At 42.0% G+C, this 22206-nt stretch carries 23 protein-coding genes; 12 read left to right on the forward strand and 11 right to left on the reverse strand.

The features are described from left to right. Positions 1-40 precede the first annotated feature (40 nt). The 3 genes from ACFPIB_RS12140 to ACFPIB_RS12150 all read left to right on the forward strand — a co-directional run bounded on the left by ACFPIB_RS12140 (position 41) and on the right by ACFPIB_RS12150 (position 1597). Entirely contained in the window at positions 41-490 is a 450-nt protein-coding gene (locus tag ACFPIB_RS12140) for a DUF2231 domain-containing protein (RefSeq protein WP_378017730.1), read from the forward strand. 3 nt (positions 491-493) lie between these two features. Then, a complete protein-coding gene (locus ACFPIB_RS12145) occupies positions 494-1153 on the forward strand; it encodes a sigma-70 family RNA polymerase sigma factor (protein ID WP_378017731.1) in 660 nt (219 codons plus the stop codon). Between the two features lie 102 nt (positions 1154-1255). Next, entirely contained in the window at positions 1256-1597 is a 342-nt protein-coding gene (locus tag ACFPIB_RS12150) for a hypothetical protein (RefSeq protein WP_378017732.1), read from the forward strand. Positions 1598-1747: 150 nt separating this feature from the next. On the opposite strand, the gene ACFPIB_RS12155 is transcribed toward ACFPIB_RS12150, so the two are convergent. From ACFPIB_RS12155 to ACFPIB_RS12170, 4 genes are all read right to left on the reverse strand, one after another. After that, a complete protein-coding gene (locus tag ACFPIB_RS12155) occupies positions 1748-2176 on the reverse strand; it encodes a DUF1801 domain-containing protein (RefSeq protein ID WP_378017733.1) in 429 nt (142 codons plus the stop codon). A gap of 337 nt (positions 2177-2513) precedes the next feature. Beyond that, the gene (locus tag ACFPIB_RS12160) at positions 2514-3521 is read right to left on the reverse strand and encodes a competence protein CoiA family protein (protein ID WP_378017734.1); all 1008 of its coding nucleotides are present in this window, start codon (positions 3519-3521) and stop codon (positions 2514-2516) included. Between the two features lie 227 nt (positions 3522-3748). Then, positions 3749-4825 (reverse strand): mannose-1-phosphate guanylyltransferase, encoded by a 1077-nt coding sequence (locus ACFPIB_RS12165; RefSeq protein ID WP_378017735.1) that lies wholly within the window; start codon positions 4823-4825, stop codon positions 3749-3751. A gap of 7 nt (positions 4826-4832) precedes the next feature. Then, positions 4833-5810, reverse strand: coding sequence for a KpsF/GutQ family sugar-phosphate isomerase (locus tag ACFPIB_RS12170; protein ID WP_378017736.1), 978 nt, complete (start codon positions 5808-5810; stop codon positions 4833-4835). 53 nt (positions 5811-5863) lie between these two features. Here ACFPIB_RS12170 and recQ point away from each other — a divergent pair, with 53 nt between their 5' ends. Further along, positions 5864-8047: a DNA helicase RecQ gene (gene recQ, locus ACFPIB_RS12175; RefSeq protein ID WP_378017737.1), complete on the forward strand. Its 2184-nt coding sequence runs from the start codon at positions 5864-5866 to the stop codon at positions 8045-8047. Between the two features lie 904 nt (positions 8048-8951). Beyond that, positions 8952-10280, forward strand: a complete 1329-nt coding sequence (purD, locus tag ACFPIB_RS12180; protein ID WP_378017738.1) for a phosphoribosylamine--glycine ligase — start codon at positions 8952-8954, stop codon at positions 10278-10280. A 272-nt stretch (positions 10281-10552) separates the two neighbouring features. On the opposite strand, the gene ACFPIB_RS12185 is transcribed toward purD, so the two are convergent. The 3 genes from ACFPIB_RS12185 to ACFPIB_RS12195 all read right to left on the reverse strand — a co-directional run bounded on the left by ACFPIB_RS12185 (position 10553) and on the right by ACFPIB_RS12195 (position 12958). Next, the gene (locus tag ACFPIB_RS12185) at positions 10553-10969 is read right to left on the reverse strand and encodes a BrxA/BrxB family bacilliredoxin (RefSeq protein WP_378017947.1); all 417 of its coding nucleotides are present in this window, start codon (positions 10967-10969) and stop codon (positions 10553-10555) included. Between the two features lie 252 nt (positions 10970-11221). After that, a complete protein-coding gene (locus ACFPIB_RS12190) occupies positions 11222-12340 on the reverse strand; it encodes a S1C family serine protease (protein WP_378017739.1) in 1119 nt (372 codons plus the stop codon). Positions 12341-12379: 39 nt separating this feature from the next. Continuing rightward, on the reverse strand, positions 12380-12958 hold the full coding sequence (locus ACFPIB_RS12195) for an RNA polymerase sigma factor (protein WP_378017740.1): 579 nt from the start codon (positions 12956-12958) through the stop codon (positions 12380-12382). 136 nt (positions 12959-13094) lie between these two features. Here ACFPIB_RS12195 and ACFPIB_RS12200 point away from each other — a divergent pair, with 136 nt between their 5' ends. Then, positions 13095-13313, forward strand: coding sequence for a hypothetical protein (locus ACFPIB_RS12200; protein WP_378017741.1), 219 nt, complete (start codon positions 13095-13097; stop codon positions 13311-13313). A gap of 840 nt (positions 13314-14153) precedes the next feature. Here the strand turns inward: ACFPIB_RS12200 and dinB are convergent. The 4 genes from dinB to ACFPIB_RS12220 all read right to left on the reverse strand — a co-directional run bounded on the left by dinB (position 14154) and on the right by ACFPIB_RS12220 (position 16648). Beyond that, positions 14154-15197 carry a DNA polymerase IV gene (gene dinB, locus ACFPIB_RS12205; RefSeq protein WP_378017948.1) on the reverse strand — a complete coding sequence of 348 codons (1044 nt, stop codon included), beginning with the start codon at positions 15195-15197 and terminating at the stop codon, positions 14154-14156. 86 nt (positions 15198-15283) lie between these two features. Further along, on the reverse strand, positions 15284-15832 hold the full coding sequence (locus ACFPIB_RS12210; RefSeq protein WP_378017742.1) for an arylesterase: 549 nt from the start codon (positions 15830-15832) through the stop codon (positions 15284-15286). Between the two features lie 55 nt (positions 15833-15887). Next, positions 15888-16301 (reverse strand): hypothetical protein, encoded by a 414-nt coding sequence (locus ACFPIB_RS12215; protein WP_378017743.1) that lies wholly within the window; start codon positions 16299-16301, stop codon positions 15888-15890. Positions 16302-16489: 188 nt separating this feature from the next. After that, a complete protein-coding gene (locus tag ACFPIB_RS12220) occupies positions 16490-16648 on the reverse strand; it encodes a hypothetical protein (RefSeq protein WP_378017744.1) in 159 nt (52 codons plus the stop codon). An 806-nt stretch (positions 16649-17454) separates the two neighbouring features. Between ACFPIB_RS12220 and ACFPIB_RS12225 the strand changes: the two genes are divergently transcribed. The 6 genes from ACFPIB_RS12225 (at position 17455) to ACFPIB_RS12250 (ending at position 22108) form a co-directional block, all read left to right on the forward strand. Next, positions 17455-18672, forward strand: a complete 1218-nt coding sequence (locus ACFPIB_RS12225) for a tyrosine-type recombinase/integrase (RefSeq protein WP_378017745.1) — start codon at positions 17455-17457, stop codon at positions 18670-18672. Between the two features lie 11 nt (positions 18673-18683). Beyond that, a complete protein-coding gene (locus ACFPIB_RS12230; RefSeq protein WP_378017746.1) occupies positions 18684-19586 on the forward strand; it encodes a hypothetical protein in 903 nt (300 codons plus the stop codon). A gap of 192 nt (positions 19587-19778) precedes the next feature. Further along, on the forward strand, positions 19779-20057 hold the full coding sequence (locus ACFPIB_RS12235) for a helix-turn-helix domain-containing protein (protein ID WP_378017747.1): 279 nt from the start codon (positions 19779-19781) through the stop codon (positions 20055-20057). 12 nt (positions 20058-20069) lie between these two features. Further along, positions 20070-20255 carry a hypothetical protein gene (locus tag ACFPIB_RS12240; RefSeq protein ID WP_378017748.1) on the forward strand — a complete coding sequence of 62 codons (186 nt, stop codon included), beginning with the start codon at positions 20070-20072 and terminating at the stop codon, positions 20253-20255. 30 nt (positions 20256-20285) lie between these two features. Then, complete coding sequence (locus tag ACFPIB_RS12245; RefSeq protein ID WP_378017749.1) at positions 20286-20522, forward strand: hypothetical protein; 237 nt, start codon at positions 20286-20288, stop codon at positions 20520-20522. Positions 20523-20647: 125 nt separating this feature from the next. Beyond that, a complete protein-coding gene (locus tag ACFPIB_RS12250) occupies positions 20648-22108 on the forward strand; it encodes a DUF3987 domain-containing protein (RefSeq protein ID WP_378017750.1) in 1461 nt (486 codons plus the stop codon). Positions 22109-22206: the final 98 nt, after the last annotated feature.

Genomic DNA, 22206 nt, shown 5'->3' on the forward strand with positions numbered 1-22206 from the left:
GTTGGTTTTTTTTAAATTCCGGAGACTAAACTGCTGCATCATGAAACTCGATTACCATCCGCCGCATCTCATTCTGGTTCATTTTCCTTCGGCGCTTTTTCCGGTGGAGTTTGCGTTTGCGGCTATTGGTTATTACCGGCATGATCTGAGCTTTAGCAATGCAGCTTTTTATGTGCTGGCAGCGGGCGTTTTGCTCGGCTGGCTGGCCGCTTTCGCCGGACTGATCGACCTGAGTCGCATTCCGAAAGAAAAAGCCACGGGCCAACGCACCGGACTAATACACGGCGGCCTGAATGTGTTGGTGCTGAGCGGCTACACGGTGTTGGCTATTTTGCAATACAAAGCGCCGGAAATTAGTTACGCTACCGTTCCGCAACTTCTGCTGAAAGCTTTTCTGTTGTTGCTTTTAATTGCCGGTAATTATTTAGGCGGGCAGCTGGTCTTAAAATACAAGATCGGCACCCTGAAAAACGATAAAACCCAATCCTGAACCATGCACGATCCCGAAACCCTGAATAAAACATTTCCCGAATCTGAAACGATCCGGAAGATTATTGCCGGCGAAAAAGACTATTTCGAAATCCTGATCCGGCGTTACAATGGTGCGCTTTATAAAGTGGGCCGCGCCTACGGTTTCGGGCACGACGATGTGCAGGACCTGATGCAGGAAACCCACATTGCCGCCTTTCAGAATCTGCACAAATTCGAAGACCGTTCCACGTATAAAACCTGGCTCATCCGCATTATGCTGAACAAATGCTATAAACTGGCGCAGAAAAACAGCCGTCAGATAAATGCTGAATTTTCCGAACCGGTTAGTACCGGAGCAGTTTTACAGCCCCAAATCATACCGTTTTCCGATGCCCGCCACGAAGTGCTGAACCGCGAACTGGGGCAGGTGCTGGAAAAATGCATCGAAAAGTTACCAGTGGTGTATCGTACCGTTTTTGTGCTCCGCGAACTGGAAGGAATGAACGTGCAGGAAACCGCCGAAGCTGCCAACATTTCGGAAGCGAACGTGAAAGTGCGTTTGAACCGCGCCAAAATTATTCTCCGCAAGCAACTTGAAAGCTGGTACCCCAAAGCCGCCGTCTACGAATTTAACCTGATCTACTGCGATACAATGGTGAACCGGGTTATGGAAAAGATCTGAAAAATGAACCTGAACCGGATGCTGTTAAGCTGACTTTCGATAAAATCCGGAACTAACTTTTGTAATCCTTTTGAATTAAAAACTACACTAAAAAATAAAAATATGACCCTTATTTACGCCTCTATCGGATTTTTTGCGCTGGCCGCTTTGCTTGGTATGTACCTGCTAAGCTTTGTGTTGCAAGGCAAAGAAACGCCCAAAGCTATTGTTTTCACTCACGGCCCTTTGGCGGCAATTGGCTTGGTACTGCTCATTATTTATGCCCTGAAAGGCGGCCCGAGCCCAACTGAAAGTATTGTGCTCTTTGTGCTGGCTGCACTCGGCGGCACGTATATGTTCTTCCGCGATATTTCCGGCAAACCCTTCCCGAAATTCCTGGCGGTGGGGCACGGTTTACTGGCTGTAGCCGGATTTATTTTTCTACTGGTTTTTGCGCTGGGATAAACAAAGAACTGGTAAGCAGTTTTCAGCCTGAAAACGATATCGTTTTGAAGCAAAAAAGTCAGGTTTTATGGCCTGACTTTTTTGTTGGGAAAAGGTAGCGTTTGAAGCTGTTAACGTTTCTTTAAATCTCAGATGCTCTGTTGTTGATTTCTACGCGTGCTTATTTTCAATTCCGGAGCGGATTGCGGCTTCCAGTATTTCCAGGTTTATATCTTGCAGCTTTTTGAATTTAATGCAATACCCGGAAACGCTCGCCTTGCCAATTTTTTCTCCATACGTTCTGGCCAGATAAGTCTTATCATCTATGCCCATGATATAGACCGAAATGCCGGTTTTGTTTGCACTGAGGCCAATCTGATAAAAGTCCCTGGTCTTTCCGTCGGCATACGTTATGGTGTGAAGTCCGTAGCCAATATTCGGATTAGCAACCGTTTTATTTTCGCTGTTTTTACCATCCAGAAACCATAATTTATACCCAGGCATTACGCGTAGCATGGTGTTGTGCAACGCTTGCAAATCGTTGCGTTTTGGCTCCGGCTGACTGGAAATATAGGCCTGGATCTGTTCTTCTATGTTCACGTAAAAATAAAATAATGCAGTGGGTTGTTGGAGTTATAGAACTGCCTTCCACCAGCTAACCGTATGTTTCCCAAAGATAACCAAAGAATTTAACTGCCAGTAAGCTGCACAAACAATTCCTGATCTCAAAAAACGCTATCCTAAAAAAGCAAAAAAGTCAGGTTACAATAGCCTGACTTTTTATTGTGAAAGGATAGTGCTTTTTGAGTGAAAAATCTGAGAGAAAACCACTATCGGTTTCTTTCTGTAAATTTTATATAAAGAAATAATGATTACTATTGTATTACAAACCTGCACTAAATAAAAGGATTGTGAATGTTTTGTTGAATTACTGATTTTACCATTCCCTTGAACCTCGAAACATTATTTTTACTATATCCTCTATATCTTCTTTATGATTTACACTTCTGACTTCGTTGACAATATTCACTTCTTTTATCTTTCCATTATCTAATGGAAGTTTATTAAATGGGCTATTTGAATTTAGAAAGATAAAATTATCACCTTGCACACTATTGCAATTTGGGCAGGTATTGGCAAAATATTTTCCTCCAAAAGCTTTTGAAAATATATTTTTTATGGTCCAAGGAGATGGTTGTGGAGGTGCTTCCTTTGCAAAAGGAACTCCCTTCCACCAAAACACTGGTATCTCATGTTTGCATTTCCAGCAATTAATAGTACTTGCTAAATACTTTGAATGATTTATTTTATTAATGGTACTATAAATTTTATGATCTATATTCCACTTTGTGCAAAGTTCTTTAATTCTATTGCTCTCAATCTTACATAACGAACATAGGTTTCTAGATAATCTGTGTTGAGTTGGAATCCATTCGTATGGGTTGCTTATTACATCCGTAGCTTTTAACTCAATCCATGGCAACTGTAAATCTTCCTTTTTTTTATCATTAACCTTATGGGTTTGAAATATCTCTATTCCTAGTGAAGGAGTACCATTTCTATATCCTACAACATCACAAACAAAATTTTCAACTCTAGCTTCTTCCATAGCATCTGAAAAACTACCTTTCTTAATATTGAAAATATGAAGTTTATCACAATTATCACAGTGTATTTTTAAGTTAATTGAGCATTCGTTTTTACGATTTTTGGTAATAACATCATAGATTAGTCTTTTTGCTGTTTTATGAAGGATTGTCTCACCATTACAATTTTGATAAGGAATATGTGAGAAATGCTTCTGTCTAATTTTACCTTCTTTGAGGATTAACTGTGAATCACATTCAATACAGTGATATTGTTCTTCTTTAATTGCGTCGTCAACAGAAGTAAGAATTCCAATTTTATTTATACCAAACTCGATCTTGAAATTTTCTTCTATCATATTTTTATTTTAAATAATAACTAATAAATAGTTGATAATTATCGCTCCCGAAATGCAGTGAAGATAAACATCTGTTCTTTCAAATATAACAAAAGAATTCAAATTGTCGATAAACGAAATAACGATTCCTGATCTCGAAAAACGCTATCCCTAAAAGGCAAAAAAGTCAGACCATAACAGCCTGACTTTTTCGTATAAAAACGGTACCGTTTTCGGTGCAAAAACTGCTAAATATAAGCGGTGCCTTTTTTAGCTTTTACATCTGAAACGAATTCTTTTACTTTCTGCTCTTCGTCTTTGCTGCAGATCATAAGCACGTTATCGAATTCGGCAACAATGTAATTTTCCAAACCCTGAATAACTACCAGGCGGTCTTTTGGCGTTTTAATGATGTTGTTCTTCGCGTCGTAAAGCATCACATCGCCATCTACCACGTTGCCGGCTTCGTCTTTCTGGCCAATGCCGTACAAAGAATCCCAGGTGCCGAGGTCGCTCCAGCCAAAATCGCTGAGCAGCACATATACATTATCCGCTTTTTCCATAATGCCATAGTCAATAGAAATATTGCGGCAGTGGGAATAAGCTTTGGTAATAAATTCGTCTTCGTGCTGGGTGTTGTAAAAGTTATTGCCGTCTTCGAAGATCTCGGCCATTTCGCCTAAATGCAGTTTAAAAGCTTTCAGAATAGCCTGCGCGTTCCAGATAAAAATGCCGGAATTCCACACAAAATCGCCGCTTTGCAGAAACATGTTGGCAATTTCCAAGGTCGGTTTTTCGGTGAAGGTCTTTACTTTTTTCAGCTCCTTGCTGCCCATTTCTATGAATTGGATATAGCCGTAACCGGTGTGCGGTTTGTTTGGTTTTATGCCCAGCGTGATCAGTTTATCGTCTTTTTCAGATTCTTCCAGCGCTTTTAACACGGTGGTTTTAAACGCTTCCTCTTTCAGAATTACATGATCCGAAGGCATTACCAGGATATTGGCGTCCGGGTTTAGGTTGGCAATTTTGTAGCAGGCATACGCAATGGCCGGCGCCGTATTTCTGCCGATCGGTTCGCAAAGAATTTGCTCCGGTTTTAAAAACGGCAATTGTTCGGCTACCAGTTCGCGGTAATCTTTATTCGTTACTACATAAATATTTTCCTGGAGGCAGATCTCTGCTAAACGGTTGGTAGTGAGTTGCAGCATACTTTCGCCCACGCCCAAAACATCGTGAAACTGTTTCGGATTATTGGTCCGGCTGAAAGGCCAGAAACGGCTGCCAATACCACCAGCCATTATTACCGCATAGGTATTTTTATTCATATTCATGTTAAACCAAACCTTCTTTCAATAGATCGTGCAGGTGCACAAACCCCTCAAAGATACCAGATTTTGTGACAATTAATTGTGTAATATTTTTTTGCTGCATCAAAGCCAGTGCTTCAGCTGCATACGTGTCGGTTTCTACTGTAAGCGGCGCAGCCGTCATAATAGCTTTGGCCGTTATCTGCGGAATTTCGTTCAGGTCGAATTTCGTGAGCATGCGCCGCAGGTCGCCGTCGGTAATAATGCCCAGCAATTTTTTGGTTTCTGAATCTAAAACCGCCGTGGCGCCTAACCTTTTCGAAGAGATCTCAATAATGATCTCTTTTAAATTAGCTGTTTCCGGAACCTGTGGCGCGGCGTTCTGGTGGTAAATATCTTCTACTTTCAGGTACAGTTTTTTGCCCAGAGAACCGCCCGGATGCAAGGTAGCAAAATCGCGGGAAGAGAAATTGCGGCATTCGAGCAAACAAACGGCCAGGGCATCGCCTAGCGCTAAATGTGCAGTGGTGCTGGTAGTAGGAGCGAGGTTGTTGGGGCAGGCTTCGCGTTCTATGGTGGCGTTCAGCACAAAATCGGCATTTTTAGCCAGGTAAGAATCTACGTTCGAGACCAATGCAGCCAGTTTCGCGCCTTTGCGTTTCAGGAGCGGAGCCAGCACTTTTATTTCCGGAGTATTGCCACTTTTGGAAATGCAGATCACGAAATCCTCGTTTTGTATCATTCCAAGGTCGCCGTGAATGGCATCGGCAGCGTGCATGAATAAAGCGGGCGTGCCGGTAGAATTTAAAGTGGCTACGATCTTGGCGGCAATGTTGGCGCTTTTTCCTATGCCGGTTACCACTACGCGCCCTTTTAAGGCCAAAATGGCTTCCACGCAGGCCACAAAACTGTCGTCCAGATAATCTATTAATTTTAAAACTGCCTGTGCCTCATTTTCTAAGACATTTTTTGCAATTTTTTTAATGTTTTTCGGTATATTCAAGTTAAATTTGTATTAAGAGTTCAAATACTGAACCATTGTTTTTTGAAGTCCAGATGGAAATAATAGCGAAAGAAGACGTTAAACTGAAAAGCAAATTAAAGGAAGTTTTTGGGTATAGTCAATTCCGGGGAAACCAGGAGGCGATCATAAACAATATTATTGCGGGGAAGAATACATTTGTGATCATGCCGACGGGTGCCGGAAAATCGCTTTGTTACCAACTGCCGGCTTTGGTGCTCGATGGCACTGCCATCGTAATTTCGCCGCTCATTGCCTTAATGAAAAACCAGGTAGATCAGCTGAATGCGTTTGGTGTAAATGCCCAGTTCCTGAACTCCACGCTTTCCAAAGCCGAAACGAACCGGGTAAAAAAAGAAACCATCAGCGGCGAAGTAAAACTGCTTTACGTAGCACCGGAATCTTTAACCAAAGAAGAAACTCTGGAATTCCTGCGCAAAGCCAAGATATCTTTCGTTGCCATCGACGAAGCGCACTGTATTTCCGAATGGGGCCACGATTTCCGTCCGGAATACCGCAGAATCCGCGGCATCATCGATCAGATCGGGAATTTGCCAATTATTGCACTCACGGCTACAGCCACGCCAAAAGTTCAGCTCGACATCCAGAAAAACTTACAGATGGATGAGGCTTCGGTTTTCAAATCTTCGTTCAACCGTACCAATCTTTTTTACGAAGTTCGTCCGAAGCACAAGACCAAGAAGCAACTCATAAAATACGTTAAAAAGCACAAGGGCAAAAGCGGCATTGTGTATTGCCTGAGCCGCAAAAAGGTAGAAGAAATCGCCGAATTGCTGAAGGTAAACGATATTAAAGCGCTTCCTTATCACGCCGGTTTAGATTCGCATATCCGTATGGCCAATCAGGATGCGTTCCTGAACGAAGAAGCCGACGTAATTGTAGCCACCATTGCTTTCGGGATGGGGATTGACAAGCCGGACGTTCGTTTTGTAATTCACTACGATACCCCGAAATCCATTGAGGGTTATTACCAGGAAACCGGTCGCGGTGGTCGCGATGGTTTGGAAGGTAACTGCCTGATGTTCTACAGCTACGATGATATTATCAAGCTCGAAAAATTCAGCAAAGACAAACCGGTTACGGAGCGCGATAACTCCAAATTATTGCTGCAGGAAATGGCTTCTTACGCCGATTCAGCGGTTTGCCGTCGCAAGCAATTGCTGCATTATTTCGGCGAAGCGTACGAAAAAGACTGCGGTTTCTGCGATAACTGCGTAACTCCGAAAGAGAAATTCGAAGCCCAGCATGAAGTGGCTATGGCCCTGAAAACAGTGGTTCTTACGGAGCAACGTTTCGGTTTCGATCATATTTCGGCGGTGCTGGTAGGGTTGAACAACCAATACGTTACGAGCTACGGCCACAACCAGCTGGAAGTATTTGGCCAGGGCAAAGACCATGACATGCAATACTGGAATTCGGTGGTGCGGCAGGTGCTGCTTTCCGGTTTCCTGGAAAAAGATATCGAAAATTTCGGCGTACTGAAAATTACCCAGAAAGGTCTCGATTTTATTCAGAACCCGCATAGCATTCAGCTTTGCAAAGACCATAATTTCGACGAGGAAGTTGCGCAGGAAGAACGTCAGGAAAACCAGACCGCTTCCGGCCACGACGAAACGCTTTTCAGCATGCTGAAAGATCTCCGGAAAAAAATTGCGAAGGATAAAAACCTGCCGCCGTACGTTTTATTCCAGGACCCGAGCCTGAAAGAAATGGCTACCACCTACCCAACTACCAAAGAAGACTTGGCGCATATTGCCGGGGTGGGCATGGGTAAAGTGCAGAAATTCGGCAAGCCATTCCTCGACCTGATCACCAAATACGTAGAGGAAAACGACATTGTAACGGCCACGGATGTGGTGGTGAAATCGGCGGTAAACAAGTCGAAGATCAAGATCTATATTATTCAGCAGATCGATAAGAAAATGGATCTGGAGGAAATCGCTTCTTCCAAAGGCATTTCCATGGGTGAGCTGATCGAGGAAATTGAACATATTTGCTATTCCGGCACTAAACTGAACCTGGATTATTACATCGATAATATTCTGGACGAAGACCGCCAGGATGAAATAACCGATTATTTTCTACAGGCCAGTTCCGACAATATGGCAGAAGCAATGAAAGCTTTAGGCCCCGATGAATACAACGAAGAAGACGTTCGTCTGATGCGCGTGAAATTCCTGAGCGAATATGCGAACTAAGCAATTCATTACTGAAATTTAAAAAAGAGGCCGGCAGCAATGTCGGCCTCTTTGTTTTTGGAAGGTAGCGTAGTTATGACTTTTTGAGGTTAAAAGGATAGTGTTTTTGCTTGCAAAAGGCAGTTTTTTACCTGAAAAGGATAGTGTTTTACTTTGTCATCCTGAGCGCTAGTGAAGGACCTTGTCGGCGGTTAGCAGTTTTTTTAACCAAAAGTGCTAGCGTTTTTGAAACACCTTTTCTGCTAAACATCTGACTTTTAACTTTCATAGTTGATTTGTTCCCTCAAGCCGGGCGGGCTTCGTTTCTGCGTTCGCGGCTGCAACCTTACCTGCCCTACCGGGCTGGCTAAAGCCACCGGTAAGCTTGGAGGCCGCTCTCACAGAAACTGGTATCGTTTACCTTCGTAGTAAGCTTTTTTAAGTTTTCTTAATAGCGTGATTTTCAGGTGACGCTGCGCTGGCGGAATGCGTGAGATCTCAGTTTAGGAAATCACAAGAATCAAATGAATCACAGTTCAGACCAATTTCATTGCCGTCTGCTTTAGCTAACGGAACGTTTACAGAAGGAAAGTCCCCCTTTGGAGGGGGTAGGGGGAGGATTTTTACTTTTTCTGATATTCTAATCAAATACTCGTGCTCCTCGCCCTACCCCCCCCTCCAAAGGGGGACTTGCAAATGGCCAGTTTAAATCTGATCAAAAAAACGCTATTCTTTTCAGCCGAAAAAGTCGGAAGGCTATGAAAAGCGCTATGCTTTTACCCATAAAAAGTGCTGAAAATAAAGGGATGATACGTTGTTTTTGAGGCAGGATTTAGGTGAGGTCGTGCACTTTTAATAACTTGCAGCCGATTGAAAATGAAGGCATATTCAGCTTCAGTCTACTTTTTAAAAAGCAGCTTAAAACATGAAAGTACTCATCATCGGATCGGGCGCCCGCGAACACGCCATTGCCTGGAAACTCAGCCAAAGCCAATATTGCGAAAAAATTTACGTAGCGCCCGGAAATGCCGGTACGGCCCAGTTTGCTACCAACGTAGATGTTTCCATTACCGATTTTGAAGAAATTGCCAAATTTGCTACCGATTTCGATATTATGATGGTGGTGGTAGGGCAGGAGGCTGCGCTCGTAGACGGCATTCACGATTATTTCCTGGCTTCGGAATATTTGAAAGAAATTCTGGTGGTTGGCCCGTGCAAAGCCGGCGCACAGCTGGAAGGCAGCAAAGATTTCTCTAAGAAATTTATGCAGCAATACGGCATTCCAACGGCAAAATCACAAACGTTTACTACCGAAAATTTCGACGAAGGACTGGCTTATCTGCAAACCCAAAGCTACCCAACGGTTTTGAAAGCCGATGGTTTAGCGGCCGGTAAAGGCGTAATTATTGCCAAAGATTTTGAAGAAGCCAGCTACCATTTCAAAGACATGCTGCAAAACGCCCGTTTCGGAAAAGCCAGCGCCAAAGTGGTGGTTGAACAATACCTGGACGGCATTGAAGCATCGGCGTTTATTTTAACCGATGGCAAGGAATATATTTTACTGCCGGAGGCCAAAGATTACAAACGCATTGGCGAAGGCGATACCGGATTGAATACCGGTGGCATGGGCTCCATTTCGCCGGTAAGTTTTGCCGACGCAACCTTTATGGAAAAAGTGAAAACCCGCATCATCGAGCCGACTTTAAAAGGTTTGCAAACCGAAAATATTCCGTACAGCGGGTTTTTGTTTATTGGCCTGATGAGCGTGAACGGTGAACCGTACGTGATTGAATATAACGTGCGCCTCGGCGATCCGGAAACGGAATCTATTCTGCCGCGCATCAAATCCGATCTTTTCGAAATGTTCCAGGCGTTGCACGACCATACATTGGGTGAATTCAAGCTGGAAATTGATCCGCGCACGGCTGCAACGGTTATGCTGGTGGCTGGCGGTTACCCGGAAAACTACGAGAAAGAAAAAGAAATTACCGGGTTAGAAAATGTGAAAGATGTACACGTTTTCCATGCAGGTACCAAGCTGAATGAAAATAAAAATGTGGTTACCAATGGCGGCCGCGTAATTGCGGTAACGGCTTTAGGCGAAAACCTGACCGATGCGCTGGAAAAAGCAAATGCCGCCGCCGCAAAAATCGAATGGCAGAACCGCTACTTCCGGAAAGACATCGGCTTCGATCTGAAAGCGCTGGAAAATAAAGCCGGCACAAGTTCAGAACACGACCAGATTTTAGGCTAAAAAGCATAGCGTTTTACTGTCATTCCGAGCCTGTCGAGGAAACTAATGCGTACTACTATGGAATTCGAGCGAAGCAATGAATTTCTTGCTCAAGGTCTGAGATAAGTTTTCGTACAGGCTCGGTACGCATTAGTTCCTTCCACAAGCTCAGGATGACGCAAAAAAAAAGTAGCGTAGGGTTTTAACCCTGCGCTACTTTTTTTATTCCCACTTTTCAGCAGTAAAACGCTACCGTTTCAGGCTTAAAAAGTGCTGTTTTCAGATTTTGCTGTTTAGCAGTTTGCTTCGAAAGCGCCTTTCAGGTTATCTACAATGCGTACCAGGTCGTTGCCTTCAATGTGATGGCGCTCGATCATGTGTACCAGTTCGCCGTTTTTGAACAATGCGATAGACGGAGAAGACGGCGGATAAGGCAGCATGTATTCACGGGCTTTAGAAACCGCATCTGCTTCCATACCGGCAAATACCGTGATCATTTTCGCAGGTTTTTTATCGGCAGAAGAAACCGCCATTTTCAGAGCCGGACGAGCTTTAGAAGCTGCGCAACCACAAACCGAGTTAATAGCTACTAAAACGGTACCTTCTTTCTGCGAAAGCACATTTTCTACTTCTTCCGGCGTCATTAATTGCTCGAAACCAGCCGAAGTAAGATCTTCGCGGATCGGGGCTACCATATATTCAGGATACATTCCCATAATTCAGATATTTTAAGCTGAAACAAAATTTACAACCGCAAATTTACGAAAACCAAGCCGGATTTGCGAATGCTGACAAAATGATCGTTATCAGGCAGATAGTTGTCAGTTATCAATGTCCGAAAAGCATTCGAAATATTTTTTATCACAATATCTACCAGAACGGTATCAAAAACCGGTAAAAAAGTCGGGCCAGCTCTTTTGAAGCTGGCCCGAAGCAAGTATTTCCGGTTTCCTGATAAAATTTTAGTTATAAACTTTCACCAAATAAATAAAATCTTTCAGCTTTTTAAGTTGCTGCTTGCGGGCTTTGCCGCTTAAAGTATTCTGGCGGTTGAAAGATACGCGGGTAGCAGAATCAGATTTCAGTTGTTCGGCAATGCCCATTAAATAAGCCGATTTGGTCGCAAAAGCCGCGCCCTGCGCATCGAGTTGCTTGCCACTGATCACGCCAATTAAGTTGCCTTTATCATCGAAAAGCGGACCGCCGGAGTTACCCGGGTTTAGCGGAATAGAAATCTGGTAAGCGGCCGAATCGCCTTCAAAGCCCGATTGAGAGCTTAACGAACCTTCGCCGAAAACCATGTCTTCGCGTGGGAAACCAAGCGTGTAAACTTTTTCACCTAGATCCGCATCTGAACCGGAAACGGTATAAGGTAAGCTTCCAAAACTCGTGAAGTTCGGGTCCGTAACTTTCAGAATGGCCAGGTCATGGTCCAGGTCTTTATAAACTTCAGTAACTTTAAAGCGGCTGCCGTTCTTGTTTTCTATGTAAACCGAATCGGCGCCTTTAATTACGTGATAGCTGGTTACGAAGTAGCCGTTTTCTGTGAGTGCAAAGCCGGTTCCGCTGAAAGCGCCCGGGTTTATCTCGGCTTTCGGGGTTTTCTGATTCCGGTTGAAAGCCCGGTTTATGGCCCGCTGATTTTTCTTGATATTCTCAACTTCGCGGCGCAGCTCGGTATACCGAATAGCTTGCTGCTTGCCCAGCGAGTTCCAGAGCTGAATGCTTAAAAGCGTACTGAAAACCGTAAGAATTGCCACGGAAGCTGCCACAGCCATAGTGGTAGCGTGAGCTTTCCAGAAAACTTTCCATTTGGGGTCTTGCTGCAAGGTATCTTGCACCGTAGTCATTACAGCGGCATTTTCGGCTTCCATTTCGGCGTGGATGGCGGCCATTTTTTGCTTCAGGTTTTGCCGGCGGCCAAATTGTTGCAGGTTCCCGGTCAGTTCCTCGAACTGCCGCGAACGGTGCGCTAAAATGGGGTCCTGGAGGAGTTGCGCTTCAAAATCGGTAGCCTCCTGGTCGGTCATATCACCGGCAAGGTAGCGTTCAATTAAGGCGTAAGCTTCAGTTTCAGTCATGATATTTTTCCGTTTCCGGAATGGTTAAGGGCAGCGCCTCTATTCGGCCGGCGCGACGGTTTTATAAGCGGTAAAGAACAATTTCTTCAGCCGCATTAAGCATTTATATTTCTGGTTTTTGGCATTGTCGGCGTTGGTGTATCCAAACTTTTCCGTAATGTCCTGCATAGAACGTGCCTGAATGTAAAAATCTTCGAGCAAGGTGCGGCAAGGTTCGCCTAACTGGTTCATGGCCTGTTCCATTACCGAAAATTTCAGTTCCGTTTCTTCCGGCGCAACCGGCTCATCTTCCAGGCCAATAAAATTTTCCGAATCAATAACCCCGGAAAACCGGTTCTTTTCAGCCAGTTTTTTCAGCCAGAGCCGCCGGCAAACCGAATACAGGTACGTTTTTATCTGGCAGGTAAGCTCTAAAGTGCCGTCCTTGATCTTTTCATAGAAAACCAGTATGCCTTCCTGAAAAATATCTTTGGCCTCGTCGGAAGTACCGCTGTTGCTCAGAATAAAATGCGAAACCATGGGGTAATGCAATTTATACAGGTAACTCAACGCCCGGTCATCGTCGTGCCGGATTCCGGCAATCAAAGCTTCATCAGTATGTTCTGCCGCTCGCTGCATGCACGTTTCAAGTGTTTATACAATTCGGGCCATTTTGTAACCCAAGAAAAAAAATATTTTTTGCCGGGTTACTTCTTAGCCTTTCTGGTATGAAGGTGAGAAATTTAAAACTAAAACACTTAAACGGATAAACAAAATGAAAAACACAATCAAATTAGCAGTAGTTGCTTTCGCATTCGCAGCTTTCACTACCTCTTGCAACAAAACTGAGAAAACTGTTGAATCTACAACTGAAAGCCTAGAAACTACTGTTGATGAAGCCGTAACCCCAGAAACTGCTGATACTGCGGTAGTTATCGATCAGGAAGCTGATGCGGTTATCAAAACTGACACTACTGTTACTGAAGCAAAATAATTTCTGATATTTTATTTTTTCTGCGAAGAGTCCGGCCCTAAAAAGCCGGATTTTTTTTTGCCCTTACCAAACGTTTCCTTGGGGGAATAGATATTAAAATCTGGGAATTGAAACAGTGCTCTAATCTAACTCCTTTCAGCGTTAGCTAATGGAGCCCTAAAGTTGTCTGAACACGATTTTCAGGATTTGTGGGATGGACAGGATTCTCTTTGGAATAGGCTTTTTTCTTTTGAAGCAAGCGACAGAGCAGGTTAACCACCCCCAACCCCTCCTGTCCAGGCGGGGAGCTTTTTACATCCTTCCTAATGCACACTTCTTCACTCGAACGCGCAGCGGAGTACGGTCAACGAAAAACGAAGAACTACAAGCAAAATTTGCGCTTACGGCAGCAAAATTTGCCGTCTGCCCAGCCGCTGAAGTCTACTATCTATGCAATGTTCAGTTAGCTGTGAAATGCAAAAAGTGAACGGGGTGCGTAAATGTCAAGCGCACTGTTTGAGCGGTCAGCGAGTTTGCGCCTGACTTGACTTTTTTGGTTCTGGGGGTTGGGTCCCTCTTTATTTGTGTCAAGACAAAAAGAAATCGAAAGCTAACTATGTAAGAATAAAGTCAAATGATAAAAGGTAGAATGTCTACTATGAAAAACGGTATCCTTTCAGGCCGAGAAAGTAAATTGTGGGTGAAAACACCAACAAAGGCAGGAAGCAAACTATGAAAAATGGTATGGTTTCAGGCTCAAAAAGTCAATAGCAAACGAAAATACCAACCCGATGGGATCTCTCCTCGCATCGAGATGACGAAAAAAACGGTATCCTTTTCACCTTAAAAACTCAAAAAAACTCAAAACGGCAAAGTAAGCTGATGACCAAACCGCGCCTCTTCCTCAGAAAGTAAATTCGAAACGGAAATCCCGAGCAACCTCACCGGCAATTGCGGCACAAAAGGCGCGCGCAGCAATTCTTTAGCAATCTGCCAAAGCAGATCAGCCGACTGAATACCCGATAAAAACGTTTTGCTGCGCGTATTCATGGTAAAATCGGCGTATTTTATTTTGATGGTAACGGTGCGGCCGGCATTGTTTTTTGCAGCAAGGTATTCGGCTATTTCCTCAGCCAAAAGTTTCAAACGTTCGTCCATTTCCTCGGCAGTCGTCAGGTCTTCGGCAAAAGTCCGTTCGGCTCCAACCGATTTCCGGATCCGGTTCGGGTTTACCTGCCGGTCGTCGTTGGCGCGGGCAATTTCATAATAATACAACCCCGATTTCCCGAAGTGCCGGCTGAGTTCCGAAAGGCTGCGTTGTTTCAGATCCAGGCCAGTATGAATACCCAAAGTATGCATTTTACCGGCCGTTACGCTGCCAATGCCATAAAATTTTTCAATGGGCAGCGTTTCGATCAGCGCTTCCGCTTTTTCGGGCCGAACTACGGTTAAGCCATTCGGTTTTTGCAACGCGGAAGCTACCTTTGCCAGAAATTTATTGTAAGAAACGCCAGCCGAAGCCGTAAGGCCGGTTTCTTCCAGAATGCGCTGCTTAATTTCTTTGGCAATCTGGGTAGCCGAAGCAATGCCAAAATGATTTTCTGTTACGTCCAGGTAAGCTTCGTCCAACGAAAGCGGCTCTACCAGGTCGGTATAACGCAGGAAAATTGCCCGGATCTGCCGCGAAACTTTTTCATATACCTCGAAGCGGGATTTGGCAAAGATCAGGTGCGGACATTTGCGTCTGGCAATACTGCCGGGCATGGCCGAATGTACGCCGTAGGCCCGTGCTTCATAACTTGCCGCCGCCACCACGCCTCTCGGTCCGGCGCCGCCAACTGCCACGGGTTTGCCACGCAATTCCGGAAAATCGCGCTGCTCCACCGAAGCAAAAAAAGCGTCCATATCGATGTGAATGATCTTGCGCAAGCGAGAGAAATTTTTGCCTCAAAGATACGCATAGAAAACGGTTGGATTTTCGGCTCCAAAACTCAAAGCAGGTCTTTCAGAACTTTCCAAACGTGTTGCGCCAGCATTTTATGACCTTCGGTATTGGGGTGCACATGGTCGGGTAAGTTCAAATGCGGCACGCCCACCACGCCTTCCAGCAGAAAGGGTACAAAAGCCAGGTTGTTTTTTATGGCCAGTTCGCGGAATAAAGCCCGGAATTCTGCCGCGTATCGACCCGGGAAAATATCCGGAATTTCCATGCCGGCCAGTACAATTTTCGTTTCCGGATGATGCTTTTTTACGACATCAATAATTTCCTGCAGGTTCTGGCTCGTTTCCCGCGCCGGAATGCCCCGCAAACCATCGTTAGCGCCCAGTTCCAGCACAAAAATATCCATGCGTCTTTCCAGCCATTTATGAATACGGTATTTCCCGCCGGCCGTAGTTTCGCCGCTCATGCCCGCATTCACCACTGTATAAAGTTTACCCGCTTCGTTAATTTTTTGCTGAATAAGCGCCGGAAAAGCATTGTTTTGCCCCACGCCGTAACCCGCCGAAAGACTATTGCCAAAAAACAGTATGGTTTTCATCCGAAAAAGTAAAAAGTTTTCGGGTGGGTTATACGCAATAAAGCGGGAAGGGAATTTAACTTTCGGAAATTAGCCAGGCAGCAGCACTTTCGCGGGTTTCAAAATTCCCGACCTTGAAATTTACGCCAATGCCGTTAATAATTTCCTGATTATAACGCTGGTACTTTTCTTCGATATCGGCATATTTGCTTTTTATGCGGGCCATTTTCTGAAGCCTGGTTTGCGCCAATCCGCTGAAAAGCAACGTGAAAATATTGAGGTAGTTACCCACCGACAGGTTGTTGCGGTTTCTGGCAGAATCGAGTAAAAAATATTTTACATCGTATTGATTAATAGCCTCAATAACAGCCTCTAACGATTCTTCGAAATACGTAGCCATAATCGGGCTGCTATCCGGCCAACGGGCGTATAGAATTCCGGTTTGCGCGTCGTACTTTAAAAGAACCAAGTCTGTAATTTCTAACTCCAAAAGAATCTTCCTAATTGCTACCGGAATAGTCACCGGGATTTAAGAACTGCAATTACGAACAAAACTCTTAGAATTAAAAAAATAATTAAGTTTTTTAATTAAAAAATGATATTTAATATAGGTGATATATCGTTTGGGTTTGCTGTCGTAAATTTTGGAAAGTCACCTGTAACGGGTGGGATTGTCTTTTAGTAAAACTGGATTTCTGTTGATTTTAAGAATTCAAAAATCTTTCTCTTTGTATCTTCCATTTCGCTTACCCAAGTGAGAATGTTTTTAGTAACATTTGCAACTGAATCATCAAAATCTTTACGAATTTCATCATCCCATTCTTTTACTACTTTCATTCCTGCAATTATTAATTCAAAAGTTTTAGCAGGGTTAACGCCATATAGACCTTAACCTTGCCATATATTGCAGTTAACTAGATGAATTCCTTTTCTTCAAATGCTTTGTGGTAATCTATATATGAATTGCTTTCATATACTCGTGTATTCATAAAATCAAAATTTTCGAATAGGTTTATTATATCCTGAATATCTGAATTTGCATCTTCAATCTTTTTATGGATGCTTTTAGTTATATAGTTAATATTAAATATTTGATGTTTTAAGCGGTATAGATAAGTTTTCTTAAACTTTCTCTTTTCTGAAATTCCAAATACCAATCGTAAATGGCTTTCAGAACTAAAGCTATTAACGCACCAATAAAAGCAGTAAAAAGTTTTCCAGAATCTAACACCATACGGCAAAGGTATCAGAAAAAATATTTTTACAAATTTTGAGAGATTATAAAATAGGAGATTAGATAGGATAGTTTCGGGCTTGTGAAAAACGAAAATCTTGTGGATTGGGAATAAAAAAAAGCCCCTCAGCGTTAACTGAGAGGCTTTTAAGTGGTCGCGTAGGAAGCTGTGTTATTTCCTTCGGTTTCACCAAAATGCCCTCTAATGCCTTTTAACTAGGGTTTTTAGAATGCAAAGGTAGCAGTAATAGGTAAAACAATGCACCCTGATGCAAGAAATGTTTTACCAAATGTTTTACCTATTCACAATAGATATTCCATTCTGGTAATTGCTGGCGCATCTGGGAGCAAGGAGGTGAAGGCTTTTCACACTCTGTAATCCTAGTTTTACCACTTAAATATTATACCAATGGCAACAGTAAAAATTCTACTGAAAGTAGACAAAACCAATGCTTCCGGAGAAGCACCTTTATACATCAGACTAATCAAAGATCGCAAACCAAAGTACATCTCATTAGGATTCTCGATTAACCCTAAACATTGGAATGCAGAAGACAAAAAGGTAAAGAAATCTCATCCCAATTCACAGCGCTTAAATAATTTCATTGCGGCTAAAATTGCTGAAGCAGAAGGGGTGGCTCTTACTATGGAAACCCAGGAAAAAGGAATATCGACTCGAAAGATAAAAGAAGCAGTTCTGGGCAAATCAGCCGAAAGTTTCCTTAAATATGCTGACAATTATATATATGGTTTGGAGAAAAATGGTCAGGTAGCAACAGCTATTAAAGCAAAATCCATTATCGCAAAGCTTAAAGCTTATCTTGGAAGTAAGGACCTCTTATTCGATCAGTTAACAGTAAGCTTTTTAAAGGCTTATGAGCGCTATCTGAAGGATACGGTTAAGAACAGCGTTAATACCATTCATTTGAACCTAAGAGTTATCCGAAGAATCGTAAATGAAGCTATCCGGGAAGACCTGCTTCCTTATGAGAAGAATCCATATCTGAAGTTCAAACTGAAACTCGAAAAGACTATGAAAATCTATCTTACAGAAGAAATGCTGCAGAAGATAGAAGACTTAGCTTTAAGATCTGGTTCCAGAAAGTTCCATCACCGTAACATGTATGTATTTGCTTCTTATGCAGGTGGGTTGCGCATTTCAGATATCTTAACTTTAAAGTGGAAACACTTTGACGGGGAGCGTATAATCCTGGATACCCAAAAAACGGGAAGTACAGTATCAATAAAATTGCCCTTAAAAGCAAAGGCTATTCTGGAACTTTATCAGGATAACTCGCAGACAAAGCAAAATCCGGAGGATTTTGTCTTTCCGATTCTGAAGTTAGATAAAAACTACACTGACCCTAAAGTTTTATATCAGTCAATTTCATCGGCTACAACATATACCAATAAAGATATCCGGGCAATAGGAAAGGAAGTGGGGGTGATTGGTAATCTTAGTTTTCATTCTAGCAGGCATACCTGGGCTACAAGAGCGTTAAAGAAAGGCATGCGCATTGAATACGTATCAAAGTTGATGGGGCACACGTCAATAAAGACAACCCAAATATATGCTAAAATCGTATCAGAAGAGCTTGACAAAGCTATGGATATATTTAATAGTTAAATCTTAACCCTATGCTAGATCATTACAATAACCCTTTGCAATCTAATGCACCGCTAAGTTATTTCCATTTCCTTCTTAGGGATAATAACCTAAATAATTGGAAGCAAAGTTTTTTAAGTCCAGATCCTTCCGAGGCAGTAGCTGAATTAATTCATTTAAAATCTGATTTTGAAAAAGAAGAACGAAACTTTCTCCGTTGGGAACCTAGGGTAGAGGAGTACTTGGAATATGACGAAAGCTTTAGGGACGTTTTAGACCAAAAATTACGGCAAGGTAAGGAATATGCTGAAGAGTATATTAGGAATTATGTATATAATTACTCAGGGTTAGAACGAAGAACGTTTCTAAATCGAGTGTTAAATGAACTACAATTATTGAAACGTTTAGCTTCCAAAGAAGATATTGCCAAGTATTCCGAAATAAAAGGTACTCTACAAGGTTTGGAAAAAAATGTAAGAATGGTGTATCAACCCGACTTAAAAAGTGAGCAACGAGGGTTAATTTCCACAGTAAACTTAGCTTTTAAACTTGCAGGAGAAGCAGACGCAACATTGCAGGGCTTGGCTGACCTTTTCGAAAGCTTAACAGCTGACGCGCACTATAAGTTTTTAGCTCCAAATACTAAATGGTCTGACTTTGAAAAAGTATTTACAGGTGGACCTGTAGAAAACAAATTAGTATGGCAAGGCCATAAGAAGGATCTTGTTTTTTTTATTAATGAATTAGAAAGGTTAAAAAAAATCGAAAAGTGTAACAAGTGGAAAACTGCGAGTAACTGCTTTTTATTTCTCGATGAGAAAACAAAGCTTCCTGTTGAAATAAGTAACAAACTCAGGTTCAATAGACCGGAACGTAACGAAGACCTAAAGTCAGGCGTGTGGAAATTGATCACAAGCTTAGTTAAAAACCTATAATTCTAACTACACGCATAGTAAAATATTATTTTCTTTTTTTTTATACGAAATGCAGCCTGCGAAAAGTGGGCTGCATTTTTTTTTTCCTTCCGCAACACACTAGCTACACACCTAAAGGGTGTAGTCAAGAAGGCGCATTTTTCTGCTCTAGATTTGCATCACAATTAATTAATAATCAAAACAATAATGCCTATGGAGATAATCGTGATGCAGAATGAAGCGTACCGGGAGCTGGTGAAAGAAACCTACCGGTACCTCGAAAATCTATTTAGAAAACAGCAGGAAAAACCTAATGAATGGTTGGATAATCAGCATCTGATGAAGCAGCTAAAAGTAAGCAAAAGAACACTACAGAACTGGCGGGATCAGGGGCTGATTAGTTTTAGCCAAATCGGAAGTAAAATTTATTACAACCAGAAAGACATTGATACATTCCTGGAAAAACACATTAACAAATCCTTTAACCATTAACAACCAAACACGATGACACAAACAGAATACTGGGACAAAGTTGAATCAATTATAAGAGACTTAGGCCGCAAATTAGAAGAGCTAGAAAAAGAATCCGGGGAAAAATTCACCGGAGTTGAAGTTAATTTTAGCAAAAGACCTGATAGAGCGGCTTTTAAGTTGCTGCTACAAAAGCTACAGGTACGAGATATATGTTAATTGACTGTTTGTATTTTTAAAATAAGAATTATGACTAAAATTCAATTTATTCCGAATCCAATTGCATTAAAATGGAAATATGACCGGCAAAGTATATGCCAAGAAAGGGTAATGACAATAATGAGGCATTTAGATAAACAATTAAAGAAATTGGATGACTCAATTTGTACTGGTATTGATTCAATGGAAGCTATTGGTATAGATGATTCAGACGGACAACTATATAAAATAACTGTAAAAAGGGAAATTTTAAACAATAAGCTCTAAGCAAAGCTAACATATAAACAGCTCGCATTAAAATGGCTATTCTTGTCTGAAATTGGAAAATGTAGGATAAGAATAGCACTAGCGAAGAATAATTAAATTATTAATTAATCAACATAGTAAATCTAGTGAATGATAATAAAGAAGCTGAAGAAAAACCTTCAGATGTAAATATCAATACTAATCATCAACCAATCAGTAATTCTGGTAATGAAAAATTAACAGACTTAGGACAAGACAAAGATGCCGTCCAAGCTAATAATGAAAATAGCTTCAGTATGACAAACTTGGAACTGGGCAGAACTCCAGTGATTCCATCTGAGGTCTATGATAAATTGCCCAAATTCTTAGAAAAGAATTGTTTAATATTTGATACTGAACGAGAAAAGGATGTATTCTTAACAGGAGCCTTAACTATTTTAAGTGGTTGTTTAAACTCAGTTATGGGCGTATATGGTCAGAAAAATGTATATCCTAATCTTAATTGCTTTATAATTGCTCCGCCCGCAAGTGGAAAAGGAACATTTGTCTACGCGAAGATACTGGGAAATGCATTACACGATAAGTTGGTAGAAGAAAGTCAGAAACAAAAACGAAAGTATGACGCTGTCTTAAGACAAACGGAGCCACCAAAGCAACTCGATCTTTTCGAAAATGGAAAGCCACCTTTCAAAATCCTTTTTATTCCTGGCAATTCAAGTTCTTCTGCCATAATAAATCACTTGGTCGAAGGCGATGGTAAGGGTATATTTTGTGAAACAGAAGCAGATACCTTGGCGAATAGTATAAACCAGGACTGGGGTAACTTTTCAGACCTTTTGAGAAAAGCTTTCCATCATGAGGATATTAGCTTGAGCAGAAAGGGAAATGATGTGTATAGCTCGATAAAAAACCCGAGGCTTTCAGTTGCCTTAACAGGAACGCCAGAGCAAGTGCTAGGTATAATTCCCTCTGCTGAAAATGGTCTATTCAGTAGGTTTATATTCTATTCATTTAAGGTAAAACCTATTTGGCGCAGCGTAGCACCTAAACCTGGGCAACAAAATCTAACTGAATATTTTAACCTACAATCACTTGAAGTTCTTAAAATGGCAGAATATTTAGAAGATCATCCTACGCATTTTAATTTAACGGCGAAGCAGTGGGCAGAATTAGATAAACAATTTACCACCTGGACGGAAGAAGTTAATGATTTGTTAGGAGATGAAGCGGTAGGTACAGTATTCCGTCTTGGCCTAATTCAGTTTAGAATTGCCATGATACTAAGTGCTATTCGTAAATATGAAAATAAGCTTAAAGATTTAGATCTTCTGTGCGTTGACGATGACTTTAAAACCTCTAGCATTTTGGTCGAAGTTTATAAAGAACATGCTTTATTGATGTTCAGTAAATTGCCCCAACGTGGGAATATTAGCAAGCGAATGATAAATCAATTCTTTGATGCATTACCATCAAAGTTTAAGCGTGAAGATGCTGTTAATATTGGTCAAAGGGTTGAAATTATGCCAAGAACAGTCGATAAATATCTAAATGAGCTACTCTTATCAAATAAACTTAAAAGAAGTAAGTTAGGTATTTATAATAAGTAACCGTGCAAACAATGCGAACTCTGCAAAGTGAGGCAGGAAAAGTCTGCCCGCTTTGCAAAGTTTCTACAGTTTTAGTATATAAAATTCAATAATATCCG

This window comes from Adhaeribacter terreus (assembly GCF_042657365.1).
GTDB lineage: Bacteria > Bacteroidota > Bacteroidia > Cytophagales > Hymenobacteraceae > Adhaeribacter_A > Adhaeribacter_A terreus.

Excerpts from the sequence above, each read along its gene's own strand:
- ACFPIB_RS12225 (WP_378017745.1), top strand. The coding sequence starts at position 17,455 with ATGGCAACAGTAAAAATTCTACTGAAAGTAGACAAAACCAATGCTTCC.
- ACFPIB_RS12140 (WP_378017730.1), top strand. The coding sequence starts at position 41 with ATGAAACTCGATTACCATCCGCCGCATCTCATTCTGGTTCATTTTCCT.
- ACFPIB_RS12195 (WP_378017740.1), bottom strand. The coding sequence starts at position 12,958 with ATGCAGCGAGCGGCAGAACATACTGATGAAGCTTTGATTGCCGGAATC.
- ACFPIB_RS12210 (WP_378017742.1), bottom strand. The coding sequence starts at position 15,832 with ATGAAAACCATACTGTTTTTTGGCAATAGTCTTTCGGCGGGTTACGGC.
- ACFPIB_RS12145 (WP_378017731.1), top strand. The coding sequence starts at position 494 with ATGCACGATCCCGAAACCCTGAATAAAACATTTCCCGAATCTGAAACG.
- ACFPIB_RS12230 (WP_378017746.1), top strand. The coding sequence starts at position 18,684 with ATGCTAGATCATTACAATAACCCTTTGCAATCTAATGCACCGCTAAGT.
- ACFPIB_RS12160 (WP_378017734.1), bottom strand. The coding sequence starts at position 3,521 with ATGATAGAAGAAAATTTCAAGATCGAGTTTGGTATAAATAAAATTGGA.
- ACFPIB_RS12235 (WP_378017747.1), top strand. The coding sequence starts at position 19,779 with ATGGAGATAATCGTGATGCAGAATGAAGCGTACCGGGAGCTGGTGAAA.
- ACFPIB_RS12190 (WP_378017739.1), bottom strand. The coding sequence starts at position 12,340 with ATGACTGAAACTGAAGCTTACGCCTTAATTGAACGCTACCTTGCCGGT.
- ACFPIB_RS12200 (WP_378017741.1), top strand. The coding sequence starts at position 13,095 with ATGAAAAACACAATCAAATTAGCAGTAGTTGCTTTCGCATTCGCAGCT.
- ACFPIB_RS12185 (WP_378017947.1), bottom strand. The coding sequence starts at position 10,969 with ATGTATCCTGAATATATGGTAGCCCCGATCCGCGAAGATCTTACTTCG.
- ACFPIB_RS12245 (WP_378017749.1), top strand. The coding sequence starts at position 20,286 with ATGACTAAAATTCAATTTATTCCGAATCCAATTGCATTAAAATGGAAA.
- purD (WP_378017738.1), top strand. The coding sequence starts at position 8,952 with ATGAAAGTACTCATCATCGGATCGGGCGCCCGCGAACACGCCATTGCC.
- recQ (WP_378017737.1), top strand. The coding sequence starts at position 5,864 with ATGGAAATAATAGCGAAAGAAGACGTTAAACTGAAAAGCAAATTAAAG.
- ACFPIB_RS12165 (WP_378017735.1), bottom strand. The coding sequence starts at position 4,825 with ATGAATAAAAATACCTATGCGGTAATAATGGCTGGTGGTATTGGCAGC.
- ACFPIB_RS12150 (WP_378017732.1), top strand. The coding sequence starts at position 1,256 with ATGACCCTTATTTACGCCTCTATCGGATTTTTTGCGCTGGCCGCTTTG.
- ACFPIB_RS12240 (WP_378017748.1), top strand. The coding sequence starts at position 20,070 with ATGACACAAACAGAATACTGGGACAAAGTTGAATCAATTATAAGAGAC.
- ACFPIB_RS12220 (WP_378017744.1), bottom strand. The coding sequence starts at position 16,648 with ATGAAAGTAGTAAAAGAATGGGATGATGAAATTCGTAAAGATTTTGAT.
- dinB (WP_378017948.1), bottom strand. The coding sequence starts at position 15,197 with ATGGACGCTTTTTTTGCTTCGGTGGAGCAGCGCGATTTTCCGGAATTG.